The sequence below is a fragment of the Pseudomonas sp. SWRI111 genome (assembly GCF_014268555.1).
GTDB lineage: Bacteria > Pseudomonadota > Gammaproteobacteria > Pseudomonadales > Pseudomonadaceae > Aquipseudomonas > Aquipseudomonas hamedanensis.
On the sequence record NZ_JABWQQ010000028.1, the window covers coordinates 1 to 17,217 of the forward strand.

Genomic DNA, 17,217 nt, shown 5'->3' on the forward strand with positions numbered 1-17,217 from the left:
AGAAAAATGCCCGTATCTTGCGATACGGGCATTTTCTTTAACCGGCCAGCAGAATGCTAGGTTTTCACACAGTCTGATTCAGCGCGGCTTTTAATTTGGTGGGCCCACACGGACTCGAACCGTGGACCAAAGGATTATGAGTTGCTGGACGAGCAGTTATGCCTAGAGAAATCGTTCGAATGTGAACGTAGGTTGGCATAGCTGGAGAGCCCGTGGTTACTGATGTAGAACGTAATTTTGAGAAGGTTGCGCAAGCTGGGCACTGTACTGTGATTGTACTGCGTGCGTATCTCCAAAGCCCAGTTCGGCCGCTGAGCATCAGCTTTTCATTACATCTCTGGTGCTGACTTATGGCAAAACATATTTTCCGTTTGTCGACCGCTTAAGGGCGGCCATATAGCTTTGCAGTGCGTCGAGCACGTTAGGTTGGGTCGATGGTGTACTACGACCAAACGAGTTGCTAGCCGAGATGTCAACGTCGGGCCTGCTGCGGACCTTTTGGGAGACAATATGGAAATCACCGTCGCGTACCATCAGATAAAGCGACTCTTCCAGGCAAATTAGGCGCCCCCAAAGGGCATCGATCACCGCGACCCCGTCCACCTTGGAGAGCGCGACGAAAGCCCGCTTGTCGCCGCTTATGAGCTCCGATTCCGCATCCTCCCAAAGCGCGGCGAAGAGGATGGCTTCCCCGGTATCGATGTCCGGTCGATTTAGCTCCAGCAGCGGGTTTGCTGTCGCCGCAGACACTTCCACTTCATGAGCGGATGCAATAAGCCGTTTCGCCAGCTCAACCGCATTGATGGACCCCAACCTTGCAAGCGACTTGGTATGGTCAGCAAGCTGAAGTTGAAACTTCAACTGTGGAAGCACTCCGAGCTCGTGCATCGAACAGCCGAGCGCCGCGACCAGTTCATTGAGCAGTTCGTATTGGCAAAGCTTCCGTGCGGCGTCGCTATCAAGCAAGTACAAGTACGATCATTCCGGCAAGCCCTGCATGGTCAGGAGGTGCTCAGCGCTTTCCGCACCGATCGTATTCAGATCAACATTTGTTATAAATTTTTCACGCACCAGCTCGACTGCGCTAACACGTTGCTCAATGAAGTTCAGCGCCTGCGTGGCCTTGATCCAGTCATCGTGATCTTTTGCGTACGAAAGTATTAGGTGACCCGGATCTATACCGGTTGCGCGCCCCAATCCCATCGCCTGGGCTGCCAATGTCGCGGAGGACATCTGCCTCGGTACACGACGGACGATGTCCAAATCGCCGTTACGAATTAGCGCTAGGGCGAATTCGTCTGCCTCGTTTTCCTGTGCATCACGCGACAGCTGAGCGCGGCCCTCTAGACCTTCAGCAACCTGGCTGATCTCCTCATCGATGAGAGCACCATTGTCTCGTACGTGTCGACAGACTATGTGGGCAAGTTCATGTGCCAGAACGAAAAGCTGCTTCGAGTGTTGAGCATACTCGTACCCCAGCAGAATGGCCGGGCGACCGTCGACCATAACTGCCATCCCGGTCATGCGCTTTTTTTTCTTCGGTATATCTTTGAGGAACAGTACCGGGATCCCGTGCGACCAGCAAACGTCAAGCAACCCTTCAAAGTTCATGCAGCTTCCACTGCCAGCCTCCCGAGCCATGGCATGAATGGCCATGGGGTCACTTGGTAACTCTCGGTACGAGTTGAGAGCTGCGCGCACCGCAATGCGTGCCAGCGCAATGCCAAGCGTCGCTGCGACATTGAGCTCAGCGGCATTCGTGTCCGCTCGATGTTTGAAGTTGGTGTGTGGGGAGTGAGTGTTTATCGAAAGATTGCCGTCCTGGCCGAAGAAGACGTCGAGCCCCAAGCGCTGCTTGACAATGAGAGCAAACTGAAGGGCGCCTGCGCTGGTTTTCAACAGGCTATTGTCCCACCACTCGGGCAGCATGCGATTCACGAAAGTCTTCGGATAGCCAGCGGCCTGTAGACACTCATAAGCAGCTTTAACGGTTATTGGAGTCTTTGCGTCTTGCATGTGCAGCCTCCTATAACGTTTCTTCCGGTGGCTATCTTCTCATGCCGGCGCGGCTATGCGCAAAAAGTAGATCAGCAAGCCGACATGCATGTTCCTCGCTTCCATCCCAGACCGCCGCCAATGCCTCCATGAGTACCACGCTTTTGCGAGGGTCCAGTGTGGTTTCAAATGTTGAAATATTGGCATATTTGCATAAGAATATTAGCGTTTTAGACAGCCGTTTCGGCTTTCCGAACAGGTTACGGTGGATCTGAGACTGGTTTATTCCCGTCGCTTCAGCGATGGAAATGGTAGTAAGCATGCCTCTGCTAACGAAGAATTTCCGTAGCTCTGACGTGACCTGGTGGGTTGGCTTGGTAGCGGTCATACGCAATTTTAAGCATAATTGCATAAAAAAGATAGATCCTAATTTATTACATGGCGTCGGAAGGGCAACGCAATGAAGCCGCCTTTGAGGCATAATCAAGAACTCTTAGGTATCAAGCATGCTCGAATCCGAAATTAAACTGGCCCTCACTGACCACCTCTCCAAGGCGGCGACCGTCCCTTTGCATTTTCTCGAAGAAGTCGAAATCAACGGCGGTGAAATTCGAGCCGACTTGGTGCAGGTTTCGGATATGCACTGCTACGAGATTAAAAGTGAATTTGACTCGCTGAAGCGCTTGGTCGGCCAAGGGTCGCGCTACGGCCGAGCGTTTGATCAGGTCACTCTTGTGACTGCAGAGTGCCACCTAGACAAAGCAATGCCGATGCTCCCTCTGTGGTGGGGCGTAATTGTTGTGCCAAAGGAGAAGGGGCGCGCGCTTCGCCAAGTCCGCAAAGCCAAACTCAATAGAACACATGAGTCCGAGGTCTTGGTTACCTTGCTGAAGCGTGAGGAAGCCCTGAGCATCCTTGAAGAGCAGGGCATCACGCGAGGCTTCAAGAGCAAAAGCCTCTACGTGATCCATGCGAAGATTGCCGAATTACTGCCACTCAAGCCCCTACGGGAGCAAGTGAGACTTCGCCTGATCCAGAGGGCGTCGGGCGTTATAGATATTGCTCTTTGAGCACGTAGGCTACGTGGTGGCTCCATCCCTCGGTGATGTGGTAGTGCCCACACTTTTTCAGCTTTTGAGGTACGTTCGGATCAGCGCGTTGCTCGAGTAGGTCATCTCCGAACGAATATCCTTTACCCTTGAAGTCTGCGTAGGTGTTCACCAAGATCTGAGAAAGCGCGACAGAGTCCGGGGCGGTTTTCCCAGGTGCGCGGAGGATTAGCCAGTTGTCATCGCGTGTATATCTTATTGCGAGACTGTTGCTACGAAGCTCTAAAGCCTTCTCTGTCCATTCCGGTGATAGGGTCCCATAATCCCCGTAACCGATTTTCACGTCTGGCACGCTCGCTGTCACATCCTTCCAAAATCCCCAATCCTTTCGATCAAACTTGCCAGAGCCTGTTTTTACCGATGCAAGGCTTGCCGGAAATGCACCCGAGATCAGATGCACAGTCGCGAATCCAATGCTGCACAGTGCTCTCATGCTTTGTCCGAAAACCGTTACTTCTGCCGCCGTCCAGGTCTTTGGGCTAACTCCTAGGTCTACGAAAAGCTCAGCCTTGCGTCCAGCGGCTTGGAGCGTAGTGAAACTGCCAGTGACTAGCTGCAGAGTCTGTGGCGTTATTGCAAGCGATCCCAGTCGAACGCGAATTGCAATCGAGGGTAACGATGCAGTTGCCTGCAGGAAAGGCTGCCCGAGAGTCGCAAGAAATGTCGGGCCAATAACCGGGGAGACGGGCAGCTGCGCTGCAATGGCAGTTTGCAGAAACGCCATCAGCTCTGCTTGACGCGGTACGGTCAAGTCCCCACTCGGGTTGGCGTAGTCAACGTAAACCTCATGTGGCCAAACTGTTTTTAGATTTTTGGTCAGGTTTAAATGCTGTTTTGAGGTCCGCACCTCAATGCACGGCTTCACACGAGGCAGCAGCACAGCATCAACTTTTTCGAGCGCGCGCTGCTCGTAAGCCTGCCATTTGATGATAGGGATATAGTGAGGATGTGTTGCGTAGTCGCTCATGGCGCCTCCTGGCCTGGTGGGAATCCTTGATGGCATTTAGCCAACTTTGCAGGCGATGCTACTCCGATTGGTCTCCAAACAAAAATAATACTTTAGGTGGTGGTCAGGTCTGGGAGAGGTCTTCAGATCGAAGGAACGAGCTATTGTTAGCGTCATGCGCTTTAAGGGCGGTTTGCAGTCGCACCACGAGCATCATTGTCAGATTGTCCTGCGCTTGAAGCGTTTGTCATCAGGCTGTCCGCATGAGCCTTTTTGTCAAGGCCCCTCTGTTTCTGAAAGCGTAAGGCCGCTCGGGAGTGGAGAGATTAAGATTTTTATATGCTAAAGCCCTCCGGTTTATGTTCGATTTACGGCCTATCTAAGGTCATTCATGACGCCGCTGATGGCGCCTACGTAAGTTTTTATGCCGTTTTCTTCCAAAAAATGCGCGCACTGTGCGTAGGTGTAGCCCTCTTGACGCAGCCGCGTAAGTTCGGGAATGAATGGTTGTAACCTGTCTCGAAGTGTTGCTTTTCGCTCAGGCGGCTTTACATTTTGCATGAACTGCTCAGCAGTGATCCGTAGAGTTTCTTCCTCTTTACCGTCATTCTCGCTTTCTACGTTTGCTTGGTAGATAGAGTAGTGTTGTTGAAAAATATAAGGCTGTACATCGAATAGTGCGGTCACCTGTTGTGCCAGATGGCGGACTGCTGATGCTACAGAGTCGAGCGCATCTCTTTCACCGTCTTCCAAATCATATGAAGCTCTAATGCTCGCAACCACATCTGCTACGCCTGTCAATAGTTCGCTTTGAAGAGTTTGGCCTATTTTGTCTAGATCGCTACAAACTTCCATGCAAACGCTATTGATTAGTTCTGTTCCAGATACCTCTGATGGGCTTTTCTTAATTTTGCTATCGGATAAAGAAAGTCTTAAAGCAACTCTCAACGCCTTCGAGTCACCGTCAGCTACTAGCATTTCATGCCCGAACATCTTGCAGGCAATGAGAAAACGTCCAATAAGCTGTCGTTGGGTGGGATTGAATTCTTTGCGTGTGATATCTAATAAACTAACGGCTGCATCGAGCTCTTCAAACACCGTGGCGCACATGCCGGTTGATGCCTTGGTTGGAAATTTTATTTCTGGGAAAAATTTGCCCACTGCATCACCTCTATCATGATATGCGTTTTTGAGCCAGTTTCCAGCGGCTGAGGCTGGCATTCTGGAGCTCGGAAACTATTTCGGTATGTTTATATATATAGGTTAGGTTTGAAAAGAAGGGGAGGCTACACTGCGCGCGCCTAGCGGCTTACCCAAAGGGGCGCTGCCCCTCTGGACTCCTGCCCTCGCCGGGAGGCAGGAGTGCAGGGGAAAGAGCTCCCTGCACCACTGCAATGAGGGTAATAACCTGCCTCAGCGTCAAGGGTCCGCTTCGCCGGAATCCTCGCCCGGTCCCGGGGCTTCGCTCCGGGCTGCGGCCTCCGGTTCCGCCCTTGACGCCGATTAAATCCAGAAAGCATTAGAAACGGCCACCCTGACATGCCCTGCGTCAGCCCAAGGGGCTCGAACAGGACATCACTTAATGTGCCTGACCCAATCTTTGCACCGCCTCTCTCAAGTCATCCAAGAACCGAATGGTCATTCCTGGGCCAACCTGGCTAACCGAAAATTGGACGACTAATTCTCCAAGTCCTGCCATCAATACCTGCGCGGGAATGCCGGGATTCTCGTTTGCAAAGCGCTCCATTACGTCAACCATTTGATTTCGCAGTGCAGTGGCTTTGTCGCGCATCGCGAGTGAGTCCGTTGATGATGTCACGAGTTTTCCCCCAACTGATCGAAAGGAAGGTACGCGTTACCATCGAACCCGGAGTCGTCACCTGGAACGATCTGTATGGTCTGGTAGTCGCCGTTCTGATCGACGTAACCCACGCCAAAAGCGTGGGATAGTGACCTGGCAGCCATGTACGCTGCAGTAGCCTTCCCCACAACGGCGTAGTCGTGTCCTTGGAAAACTCTTGCAAGAATCCCGAGTGCAGCGCTGTTACGGTCGTTCTCCGAGCGCAAGAAGCTGATGAACTCAGCTTGTTTCAGCGCCGCATCTGGTCGGATATGGCGATCAACGCCATCCTGGGATTCGATGCCCGCCAGGAAAGCCAGCTCTCCCGGTTTCTCGATGAATAGAACATCCGTAAAAACCTTATTCAGAACACCATGGCGCACTGCCTTGATGTCGGCTGACCAGTACTCCTCTACTCCATTTGGCAAGGTGGCGATGAGCTGACAATTTTTAGCAGCAAAAGCAATGGGTGGGGTGGCGCTGAAATTGTTCTGCATGGCGGGTCCTAAGTCTATTTCGAGAATTGCAGCCCTGCATGGGCATCCCTTCGTTTGCGAATCTAGATTAGCTCGCATCTTGGAGTTTGCCCTGATGACTATGTGCCTTGAGGACAGCAAGAGCCGCGTTTATCCGCTCCCCGAAAATTTCGTCATGACGAAATTTTTTAATAGGTAAAGAGTAGAATTCACAGCATCTGGATTTGAAGGTAGGGACGGCAGATGGACAAAATCATCATCCCCAAATCTCTGATACTGAACGGCGGCGTAGAGAGAAAGCGGTTAACTACGCACGTTCATCCGTTGGTTTAGAGGGCTTCTATCTCAGCAAGAACGACGAGAAACACGCAAGGTGTTTCATCAATGGAGAAATTGATTTGACTGAGTTCGTGATACGTCGCGATGGGGCACGCTAGGAACTGTAGTGTGGGTTTTGATCGTGCGCCGGAATCGGCGTCAAGGGCGGGGCGAGGGTGCCGAGGGCAAGGATTCGCGACCCGAAACAGGGAAAGCCCGGCCGCCCAATCAGCGCGAATATGCTAACGAAGCAGAGATGGCGTATTTGAACGGTGAGCAGATTGATCATCTGCTGACCCATCTAGCCACGCTGGAGGGCGTTACGCTGTTGATCTCTGAGGTGTGCTTGGCGGCTGGTGCGCGCTTGGGGGAGTCGGAGGCGCTGCAGTCACGCTAGGTGCGCAATCGGTAGATTTACTACAGTAAGACGAAGTCGAGTAAGAATCGGACGATTCTGATCTCTGAAGCGCTTGAGAAGCGGTTGAAGAAGGCGTTGCCGTTCAAGCCATCCTACGATGCCTATCGGCGGGCAGTGGTCGCGATTAATCTGGATCTGCCAGCGGGGCAGTTGACGCACGTTTTAAGGCATGCGTTTGCTAGTCATTACATGATGAATGGCGGGGATATTATTACGCTGCAGAATGTTTGGGGCATGCGACGCTGGCGATGGCGCAGAGGTATGCGCATTTTAGTCCGGGGCATATGGCGGGGGTGGTGGAGTTGAAACCGTTGGCAAGAATCCATGCTAAGAAGGGAGGTGCCTATGAGTGAGGACCGTAAAAATTCTTCGTCAATTGGGGCGATCCAAGCAAATTATGCGATTGGGGCGGCCGTAAAAGAGTTAACTGTTTCGAGAGAAATTTATCAGCTCGGCGCTGCTGTAAAGTCCATTCTTGGTATCACTCAAACGGTGTTGGGTAATAAAGAGTTTCTCAAGTTTACAGAAATAGTGGGTCGGGTGCGTTTTAACGTGGTTCGAGAACTTGCTACTCCCAACTCTGAAATTGGGAAAACATTCAAAGCAATCAATGAACTAAATTTGGCACTGAATCATGCCGCCGTGTGGCCTGACTCCGATTTGAACAAGGCGCTAATGTCAATCGGTAAGATTGGCGAAGCGTGGAAAGCTACTGCTCCGAAAGTAATGAGTAATCTGATTAAAGAACATTATGAGCTGTATGGCTTAATTCGTTCTGGTCAGATTTCCCTAGATCAAATTTCTTCGGGAGTCGAGGAGGCAATTTCTAGGGGTGAAGCATTAGACGTAAATGACGGTCCGGTAACTGAGGAGCATCGCTCTGACGCGTTGAAAGAAATTATTACTGCATTTTTGAGCGCAGGAAGTCTTAAAGGGAACTCTTCGCCGTCGTTACAGTTTTTTATTGCTTTTGTGATTGTTTTGACTTGGGTTTTCGCGGCGCTCAATCAAGGATTCGAACTTCAGAAAAATTTCAGTGACAATTTTACTTCCGCAAAGACACCGGCTGAAGCTCGATCTCTTGCGAGACATCCGCCTGTTGGCGTCGATAAAGAGAAACTCGTTGGGTTTCGCGTTCTGGTTGGGGATCGCGTCTCCTTGAGGGAGGGACCAAGTCAAAAGTATTTGTCTACAAAGCAGCTTCCAATTGGGGCATTGCTGCAGGTCCTAGACGCTTCTGAAAAGTCGTGGCTCATGGTTTCCGTGGTCGAGGATGGGGAGATCTACGAGGGTTGGGTGCTGCGCGGGTACACAAAACCGATCCGCTGAGGAAATCAGGGTGGACATTTTGTGAATACTTTTGATATTAGAAGGGGGTAGAAGGGAGAGGGGCGGAGGGTATAGATAAGCAAAAGCCACGTAATACGTGGCTTTCAATTTGGTGGGCCCACACGGACTCGAACCGTGGACCAAAGGATTATGAGTCCTCTGCTCTAACCAACTGAGCTATAGGCCCTCAGTAGGCCGCGGATTATAGCGACGGTTTCGCGGCTGTGCTATCCGAAAAATCCGATACGGTTACTTGCAGAAACGTGGCGGCGAATTCGTCCGGTGGTAGCGGCAGGCTGACGATGTAGCCTTGGATCTGTTCACAGCCCTCAGTGGCGAGGAATTGTTGTTGCGCCTGGGTTTCGACGCCTTCGGCAATGACGGTGAATTGCATGCTCCGTCCCAGCGCAATGATGGCGCGCACAATCGCTGCGTCGTGGGGGTCGTCGGGCAGGCCACGGACGAAGGACTGGTCGATTTTGAGGATGTCCAGGGGCAGGCGCTTGAGGTAACTCAACGAGGAGTAGCCGGTGCCGAAGTCGTCGATTGCCAGTTGTACGCCGAGGCGTTTGAGTTGATGCAGGACCGCCAGTGCCTCTTCGGCCTGACTCATGATGAAATTCTCGGTAATTTCCAGTTGCAGTAATTCCGGCTGCAGGCGGTTGTCGCTGAGCAGTTGCTCGATGCGCCCGAGCAAGTTCGGCTGGCGCAATTGCGCACCCGCGAGATTCACCGAGAGCGGGCCGAGACTGTCGTAGACCTGGTTCCACTCAAACATCTGCCGGCACGCGGTTTCGAGGACCCAGTCGCCGATCTGCATGATCATGCCGTTTTCTTCGGCCAACGCAATGAAGTGCTCCGGCGGGACCTCGCCGAACGTTGGATGCCGCCAGCGGATCAAGGCTTCGGCGCCGACCAGGCGGTGGTCGATGAGGCTGATTTTTGGCTGGTAATAGAGGAACAGTTCATCACGCTCGATTGCCCGGCGCAGTTCGTGTTCCAGGGCGACGCGTTCACTGGCCTGGGCGGTGAGGTCGCGGGTGTAGCTTTCGACGCGGTTACGGCCCTTGGCTTTGGAGCGGTACATCGCCGCGTCAGCGTTCTTCACCAGGGTAGCGACATCGCAGCCATCGCGAGGATAGAGGCTGGTGCCAATGCTGGCGCTGATGAAAAACTCATGTTCACCGGCCTGGAACGGTGCGCTGAAGCAATTGAGCAGTTTGGTCGCGATGTTGTCGGCATCGCTGGCCTGTTGCAGACCGGGCAGCAGGATGATGAATTCGTCGCCGCCCAGTCGAGCGACCGTGTCGATGTCACGCAATTGCTCTTTCAAGCGCACCGCGATGCCTTTGAGCAGCAGGTCGCCGACCGGATGGCCAAGGCTGTCATTGATGTGCTTGAAACGGTCCAGATCCAGAAACAGCACGGCACCCAGGCTGCCGTTTTCCTGTTGACTGTTCAGTGCCGCCAACAAGCGGCTTTCAAACAGCGTACGGTTCGGCAGGCCGGTGAGCGGGTCATGGTGGGCCTGATAGTCGAGCCTGGCCTGGGCGTGTTTGAGGCTGGAGATGTCGGCGAACACCGCGACAAAGTGAGTGATGAACTTGTCACGGTTGCGCACGGCGCTGATGGTCAGCCAGCTAGGGTACAGCTCGCCGTTCTTGCGTCGGTTGGAAATCTCGCCCTGCCAGTGACCCTCGTCGGTCAATTGATGCCACATCGCAGCGTAAAACGCGCTGTCATGCAGGCCTGAGGCGAGCAGGCGGGGTGTATGTCCAAGCGCTTCGCTTTCGCTGTAGCCGGTAATTTCGGTAAACGCCCGGTTGACCGCGCTGATGTGTTGCTGGGTGTCGGTAATCAGCACGCCTTCGGCGGTGCTCTCGAACACGGTGGCGGCCTGTTGCAGTTTTTCCTGCATCAAATGGCGTTCAGTGATATCGCGAGCGATGGTCAGCATGCAGTCTTCGTCGCCGATCGGCAGCGGGCGGCTGGAGACTTCGCACAGGCGAATCTGCCCGTCGCTGCGGCGGATATGGCAACTGAAGTCTCGAACGAAACCGTCGCGCTGCAGCAGGTCGAGCATCTGTTTGCGTTCGTTGAGGTTGACCCAGATGCCCAGGTCAAGCGTCGAGCGATCTACCGACATGGCGCTGTTGAACCCGGTGATGCGACTGAAACCTTCGTTGACCTCAAGCAGCAGGCCGTCACTCTGGCGCGACAGCAGCAAGCCGTCCGGTGACGCGTGGAAGGCCTTGGCGAACTTCTCTTCAGAGGTTTGCAGCTGTTGCTGGGTTTCCTTGAGTTGGCTGATGTCGCGCACCACAACCACTAGCGCCGGCGTGGTGTCGAGGTCGAATGGCTCGGCGGAAATCAGCCCGGTGAACAATTGGCCGTTGTTACGGCGAAAGGGCATTTCCAGATTGCGGATGCTGCCCGCCTGCAAGCGTTGCAACAGCCCCGGCCCGACACCGGGAATCCCCCAGATATTCAGGTTGGTGGCGGTTTGGCCTACCACTTGCTCAGCCGTGAGGCCGATCTGCTCTTCGAAGGCCTCGTTGACCTCCAGCAAACAGCCGTCGGACAAACGCGCGATGACCAGAATATCCGGACATTGCTGGAAGACCGAAGCGAACTTCTGCTCCGACAGTCGCAGAGCCTCCTCCGTGCGCTTGATTTCGCTGATGTCGATCATCAGCCCGCGCATCACCGGCTCGTGACCATGCTCGATCAGGCTGACGATGTCACGCACCCACAGGCAGCGGCCGTCGGCAGTGATGACGCGATAATCAACGATATGATCGCGCCCCTCGCTCAAGGCTTGCTTGCAGTAATTCTGTGTGCGGGTCAGGTCGGCCGGGTGGATGATGTCGTGCCAGAAGCCCGGAATCAGCCAATGGGATTGTGGATAACCAAGCAGATTTTCTGCGTGGGGCGAAACATAGCTGTAAGTGAAGTCGCTCATGCGCGCTTCCCAGGCGATGGCCGAGAGGCTCTCGACCAGGCCGCGATAGTGATACTCGCTGCTGCGCAATTCCTGTTCGAGGTCGATGCGTCGGGTTATTTCCGAGCTCAGACGACGGTTGATGCGAATCACCACGGCGAGGATGGTCATCAGCAGCAACAGACCCGGCAGGCCATAAATCAATAGATCCGACCAGAACGTACGGTGGTCGAGGACATTGCCGACCCAGTGCTCCTGAATACTGCTGATTTCGGCGGGGGTCATGTCGGCGAGAACTTTGTCGAGAATCCCCACCAGCACTTTGTTGTCGCGGGGCACGGCCATCGCCAGTTGATAGCGATACGGGGTTTCGCCGCTGACGTACAGCCCGTCGAGCTTGAGCTGGCGCAGGCTCCAGACGCTGGAGGCAAGGTCGCCGACGACAGCGTCCACTTCGTCGGTGGCCAGTGCCTGCAAGGCCGAGCTGACGTTGGGCATCGCTACCAGATTCAGATCCGGATGGTGCGTGCGCAGCAATTCGTGGGGTGCGTAGTTTTCCACCACGGCAATTTTCAAACCGTACAGATCATCGAGTTTGCGCGGCTGTGCCCCGCCGACATGGGCAAGGATGACGATCGGAAAGTCGAGATAGGGACGGGTAAACGCCAGGTAGTTCTGGCGCTCCGGGGTGGACATGATGCCGGGCAGCAAGTCGATCTTGCCTTTCTTGACCTGCTCCAGCACCACCGTCCAGCTCACCGGTTCGATAGGGGTGAGCCTGATCGCCAGGCGTTCGCGGATCACGTCGATGTAGTCGGCGGCCAGGCCTTGATAGCGATTCTGGTCATCACGGAACTCAAACGGTGGCCACGACGCGTCCACACCCAGGCGCAGGTCAGGATGGGCCGCCAGCCAGCTGCGTTCTTCATCGGTCAGAGTCAGCGCGTCAGCCGTTGCGGTCCAGATCATCAATGACAGCAGAAAAAGCGCAGGCGCCAGTCTGTGCATAACGCTCTCGTTATGGCTTTTGGAGGGTTGTTTCGAGTGTAGACGGGGTAATCGGCGGGGAGGGTGGTGCGCGGTATTTAATCTGCCACAAAACAAAACCCCCGGCCTGGGCCGGGGGTTCTGGGATCACTCGTCGAGGAAGGAGCGCAGATGCTCGCTTCGCGTCGGGTGGCGCAGCTTGCGCAGCGCCTTGGCTTCGATCTGACGGATCCGCTCACGCGTTACGTCAAACTGTTTGCCCACTTCTTCGAGTGTGTGGTCGGTGTTCATGTCGATGCCGAAACGCATGCGCAGTACCTTGGCTTCACGGGCAGTGAGGCCGGACAGCACTTCGCGAGTCGCTTCTTTCAGACTTTCTACCGTGGCGACATCGATTGGCGACTGCATGGTCGAGTCTTCGATGAAGTCGCCCAGATGGGAGTCTTCGTCATCACCAATCGGGGTTTCCATGGAGATCGGCTCTTTGGCGATCTTCAGTACCTTGCGGATCTTGTCCTCAGGCATTTCCATGCGCTCGCCCAGCTCTTCCGGGGTCGGTTCGCGACCCATTTCCTGCAGCATCTGCCGGGAAATACGGTTGAGCTTGTTGATCGTCTCGATCATGTGCACCGGAATACGGATGGTGCGGGCCTGGTCGGCGATCGAGCGAGTGATCGCCTGACGGATCCACCAGGTGGCATAAGTCGAGAACTTGTAACCACGACGGTATTCGAACTTGTCCACCGCTTTCATCAGGCCGATGTTGCCTTCCTGAATCAGGTCGAGGAACTGCAGGCCGCGGTTGGTGTACTTCTTGGCGATCGAGATCACCAGACGCAGGTTGGCTTCAACCATCTCTTTCTTCGCGCGGCGGGCCTTGGCCTCACCGATCGACATGCGACGGTTGATGTCCTTGATTTCTGCGATGGTCAGGCCGGTCTCGGTTTCCAGCGCGATCAGTTTCTGCTGGCAACGGATGATGTCCGGCTGCACGCGACCGATGGCTTCGGCGTACTTGCTCTTGCCTTTGGCCAGGGCGTCGGACCAGCTTTCGTCGACTTCGTTGCCCGGGAACTGACGCAGGAAATCGGCGCGTGGCATACGTGCATCACGTACGCACAATTGCATGATCGCGCGCTCTTGCTGACGCAGACGATCCAGGGCACTGCGCACACGCTCGACCAGGGCTTCGAATTGCTTCGGCACCAGTTTGATCGGCATGAACAGCTCGGCCAGGGCCAGCAACTCGGCAACCGCTGCCTTGTTGTGACGACCGTGCTTTTTCAGGGCCTTGCGGGTGATTTCCATCTGGTCGGCCACGGCGCCGAAGCGCTGGGCAGCGATGACCGGGTCCGGACCGCTTTCGGCTTCTTCTTCGTCATCGGAAGATTCGGCTTCATCGTCTTCGGTTTCGTCGTCGGCTTTAGCGACTTTCGCTTCGACAGGCGGCGGCACTTCGGCAGGCGGCGCGATGCCGTCGTCCGGGTCGATATAACCGCTGAGGACGTCGGACAGGCGACCACCTTCGGTGGTGACGCGGGTGTACTCGGAGAGAATGTGGTCAACCGTGCCAGGGAAGTGCGCAATTGCGCTCATCACTTCACGAATGCCTTCTTCGATCCGCTTGGCGATTTCGATTTCGCCTTCACGGGTCAGAAGCTCGACCGTACCCATTTCACGCATGTACATGCGCACCGGGTCAGTGGTGCGACCGATATCGGTCTCCACCGCCGCCAACGCAGCGGCTGCTTCTTCCGCAGCGGCCTCGTCGGTATCGGCGTCGGCCAACATAAGGGCGTCCGCATCCGGAGCACTCTCGTGTACGGGGATCCCCATGTCGTTAATCATGCGGATGATGTCTTCCACCTGCTCAGGATCTGAAATATCCTCGGGCAGGTGGTCGTTGACCTCGGCGTAAGTCAGATACTTCTGCTCACGACCCAGTTTGATCAACTCAATAATACGAGACTGCTGTTGCGCTTTTCCGGACATAACACCCTATCCACTGAAGGTCTTGGCGGGCAAAAAACAAGCCGAGGATTATACCTGAGCTATGACCTCACGCGCCAGTTGAGGTCGGGTTTGATGCGGAAACATTGCGACTTAAAAGGTCGCGCAGTTGATTTTTCTCTTCCAGGCTCAGTTCGCTTTGTCGCGCTTTCCTGAGCAACTGTTCCAGATTTCGCTCGCGTTGGCGGGCTGACAAGCTAGTAATGGTGTCGAAAAACTGTTGTTCAAGGTTATCTCCGTCAATCAGCCACTCCTTTTCTGCCAGTGCCTTGAGCAAGCGACCCTGTTCGGTGCCGTGCCATCGTGCGATCAACTGAAATGAGTTTAGCTGGGGATTCTTCTGTACGGCTTCCAGCAGCGCCACAAGCAACTGGGCGTTGGTCTGATTTTCATCGGCAATGTGCCCGGCGTCTTCGACGCGCCTGGCCAGCTGCGGGTGATGAAGCAATGTTCTCAGGGCTGTCAGGGTCGGCGATTCGACGCCGATCGGCGTGCGCGGGCGTTGCTGATCGCGATCGCCGCCACGCTTGCCATTCTTGTCCCAGGGTTTTTTGTCCCACTTCTTGCCGCCGGCGCCGGGTTTCTTCGGTGTCCATTCCTGCTGCGGCACATACATGTCCTGTGCCTGCGGCTGATGGTAGTCGCCATAATCCGGCATGGCATCGTAATTGATGCCCGGATCGTAGGCGGGCGGCGCTTCCTGCGGCGCACTCTGGGCAAGCTGGCTGACGGTCTCGCTGCTCAGGCCGGTGATTTCGGTCAGGCGCTGGCGCATCAGGATACGCAGGTTCGCCCCGGGTACCTTGTCGATCAGCGGCGCCGCGAGGGTGGCCATGTGGGCCTTGCCTTCGAGCGAACGCGGATCGGCTTCTTCGGTCAGTTGCTGGAAAAAATAATCGGCCAGCGGTTGCGCATGTTGATTGATGCGCGCCTTGAAGGCATCGGTGCCTTCGGCACGAACCAGCGTGTCCGGGTCTTCGCCCTCGGGCAGGAACAGGAATCGAGCGCGGCGCCCGTCCTGAAGGCACGGCAGTGTCGCTTCCAGCGCACGCCACGCGGCATTGCGGCCGGCCTGGTCGCCGTCGAAGCAGAACAACACGTTGGGCACGACGCGAAACAGGCGCTTCAAATGTTCTTCGCTGGTCGCGGTGCCCAGCGTGGCGACGGCATTCTTCAAGCCTTGCTGGGCGAGGGCGATGACGTCCATATAGCCCTCGACGACAATGATTTCGTCGAGGTTGCGGTTGTTCTTGCGCGCTTCATAAAGGCCATAGAGTTCCTGGCCTTTATGGAATACCGGAGTTTCCGGTGAGTTCAGGTACTTGGGCTTGTCGTCGCCCAGTACGCGGCCACCGAAAGCGATGATGCGCCCCCGGGTGTCGCGGATCGGGAACATTACTCGATCACGAAAGCGGTCGTAGCGCTTGCCGGTTTCGGCGTTCTCGATCAGCAGGCCGGCCTCGATCATCGCCTTCTGCTGCAGTGTATCGCTGCTCAGATGCTTGAGCAGGTTGTCCCAGCCCGGTGGCGCAAAACCCAGGCCGAAATCCCGGGCGATCTCGCCGGTCAGGCCGCGACCCTTGAGGTAATCCACCGCGGCCTTGCGCGACGGATGGCTCTTGAGTGCCTGCCGGTAAAAGTCGGCGGCGGCGGTAAGCAGCGGATACAGCGGCGAGTCGGTCGGCTGGCGTGGCTTGCGCTCGCGGCCGCTTTCTTCGCGGGGGATTTCCATGCCGGCGGCTTTCGCCAGGTCTTCGACAGCCTGGGGGAAGTCCAGGTTGTCGTGATCCATGAGAAAGCCGAGGGCGTTGCCGCCAGCGCCGCAGCCGAAGCAGTAGTAGAACTGCTTGTCCGGGCTGACGCTGAAGGACGGGGTTTTCTCTTTATGGAACGGGCAACAGGCGGTGTAGTTCTTGCCGGCCTTCTTCAATTGCACGCGCGAGCTGACCACGTCGACGATGTCGGTGCGGTTCAGCAGGTCGTCAATGAAGCTCTGGGGAATCAGCCCGGCCATGGCGTTCTCGTCGTCTGCGCTGCAATAAGTCCGTTGCGACAGGCTGTAGGACGCGGGCGATTGTTGGAAACGCACAAAAAGTGCGGCTCGACCGGTGTCGTCTGCGTGATCGCTGTCGGGAAGTGTATCTGCCGAAAATCCACTGACGTTAGTACCTATCAGTCTTCGACTATTTGAAAGTGTTGCGCTGAATCCGCTGACGGCCGGTTGCAGGCCTCGGATAGCTCAATAAAACGGGCACGCATGCAGGTGCCTTGGGCTGATCGTCGTAAGAGGAATCAGTGGGTGTGCTCGTCAGTAGCCTTGAAAGGCTCGTCAGAAAAGACGTGCACCGCTGGCAAAAGAGCCAGGCCTGACGCGGTGAAGCAGATTTGTCTCGGTCGCATCGGCGGCTTCGACGGTGAAGCATCAAGCGTTTTACGCAAATGCCATTAGCCCGGCTGAGGGCCGGGCTTAGGCAAGAAGCTTGCTACGAACGTCTGTGTATTAGTACAGACGAACGGCGCGGCGCTGTTCGCGCTGAACTTTCTTGGCGTGACGCTTGACAGCAGCTGCTGCCTTGCGCTTACGCTCAGAAGTTGGCTTCTCGTAAAATTCGCGGCTACGAACTTCAGCCAGTACACCGGCTTTTTCGCAGGAGCGCTTGAAACGACGCAGAGCTACGTCGAAGGGTTCGTTCTCTTTTACTTTGACGGCTGGCATCCAGAGCTACCTTCATTCATTACCGGGGTCAACATCCTCGCGGCAAAAGAGCACTTGAAGACGTCGGTTTTTAAGGGTTGCGGATGTTAACCCCTCATCGCTCGGAATGCAAAGCCTCTGATCGAAAACCGC

The 17,217-nt window shown here is 55.4% G+C and carries 12 protein-coding genes and 1 tRNA gene; 2 read left to right on the forward strand and 11 right to left on the reverse strand.

The window, feature by feature from the left end:
• Positions 1-348 precede the first annotated feature (348 nt).
• Together HU755_RS23980 and HU755_RS23985 are read right to left on the reverse strand one after the other, a co-directional pair.
• Positions 349-972: a hypothetical protein gene (locus tag HU755_RS23980; protein ID WP_186637236.1), complete on the reverse strand. Its 624-nt coding sequence runs from the start codon at positions 970-972 to the stop codon at positions 349-351.
• Between the two features lie 6 nt (positions 973-978).
• The gene (locus HU755_RS23985) at positions 979-2,016 is read right to left on the reverse strand and encodes an ImmA/IrrE family metallo-endopeptidase (protein WP_186637243.1); all 1,038 of its coding nucleotides are present in this window, start codon (positions 2,014-2,016) and stop codon (positions 979-981) included.
• 485 nt (positions 2,017-2,501) lie between these two features.
• Between HU755_RS23985 and HU755_RS23995 the strand changes: the two genes are divergently transcribed.
• Positions 2,502-3,065 carry a sce7726 family protein gene (locus HU755_RS23995; RefSeq protein ID WP_186637249.1) on the forward strand — a complete coding sequence of 188 codons (564 nt, stop codon included), beginning with the start codon at positions 2,502-2,504 and terminating at the stop codon, positions 3,063-3,065.
• On the opposite strand, the gene HU755_RS24000 is transcribed toward HU755_RS23995, so the two are convergent.
• From HU755_RS24000 to HU755_RS24015, 4 genes are all read right to left on the reverse strand, one after another.
• Positions 3,046-4,071, reverse strand: a complete 1,026-nt coding sequence (locus HU755_RS24000) for a hypothetical protein (protein WP_186637251.1) — start codon at positions 4,069-4,071, stop codon at positions 3,046-3,048. The two genes, HU755_RS23995 and HU755_RS24000, sit on opposite strands and share 20 nt — an antisense overlap.
• A 354-nt stretch (positions 4,072-4,425) precedes the next feature.
• A complete protein-coding gene (locus HU755_RS24005) occupies positions 4,426-5,271 on the reverse strand; it encodes a hypothetical protein (protein WP_186637255.1) in 846 nt (281 codons plus the stop codon).
• Positions 5,272-5,629: 358 nt separating this feature from the next.
• A complete protein-coding gene (locus HU755_RS24010; protein WP_039590745.1) occupies positions 5,630-5,842 on the reverse strand; it encodes a hypothetical protein in 213 nt (70 codons plus the stop codon).
• A gap of 23 nt (positions 5,843-5,865) precedes the next feature.
• Complete coding sequence (locus tag HU755_RS24015) at positions 5,866-6,387, reverse strand: hypothetical protein (protein WP_186637257.1); 522 nt, start codon at positions 6,385-6,387, stop codon at positions 5,866-5,868.
• 1,060 nt (positions 6,388-7,447) lie between these two features.
• On the opposite strand from HU755_RS24015, the gene HU755_RS24025 reads away from it, so the two are divergent.
• Positions 7,448-8,431 (forward strand): SH3 domain-containing protein, encoded by a 984-nt coding sequence (locus HU755_RS24025; protein ID WP_186637263.1) that lies wholly within the window; start codon positions 7,448-7,450, stop codon positions 8,429-8,431.
• A 110-nt stretch (positions 8,432-8,541) separates the two neighbouring features.
• On the opposite strand, the gene HU755_RS24030 is transcribed toward HU755_RS24025, so the two are convergent.
• The 5 genes from HU755_RS24030 to rpsU form a co-directional block, all read right to left on the reverse strand.
• Positions 8,542-8,618 (reverse strand) — tRNA-Ile (locus tag HU755_RS24030).
• A 15-nt stretch (positions 8,619-8,633) separates the two neighbouring features.
• On the reverse strand, positions 8,634-12,380 hold the full coding sequence (locus HU755_RS24035) for a bifunctional diguanylate cyclase/phosphodiesterase (protein WP_186637266.1): 3,747 nt from the start codon (positions 12,378-12,380) through the stop codon (positions 8,634-8,636).
• Between the two features lie 126 nt (positions 12,381-12,506).
• The gene (rpoD, locus tag HU755_RS24040) at positions 12,507-14,351 is read right to left on the reverse strand and encodes an RNA polymerase sigma factor RpoD (RefSeq protein ID WP_186550898.1); all 1,845 of its coding nucleotides are present in this window, start codon (positions 14,349-14,351) and stop codon (positions 12,507-12,509) included.
• A gap of 67 nt (positions 14,352-14,418) precedes the next feature.
• Complete coding sequence (dnaG, locus tag HU755_RS24045) at positions 14,419-16,383, reverse strand: DNA primase (RefSeq protein WP_186637365.1); 1,965 nt, start codon at positions 16,381-16,383, stop codon at positions 14,419-14,421.
• A 486-nt stretch (positions 16,384-16,869) separates the two neighbouring features.
• On the reverse strand, positions 16,870-17,085 hold the full coding sequence (gene rpsU, locus HU755_RS24050; RefSeq protein ID WP_002551877.1) for a 30S ribosomal protein S21: 216 nt from the start codon (positions 17,083-17,085) through the stop codon (positions 16,870-16,872).
• Between the last annotated feature and the right edge of the window lie 132 nt (positions 17,086-17,217).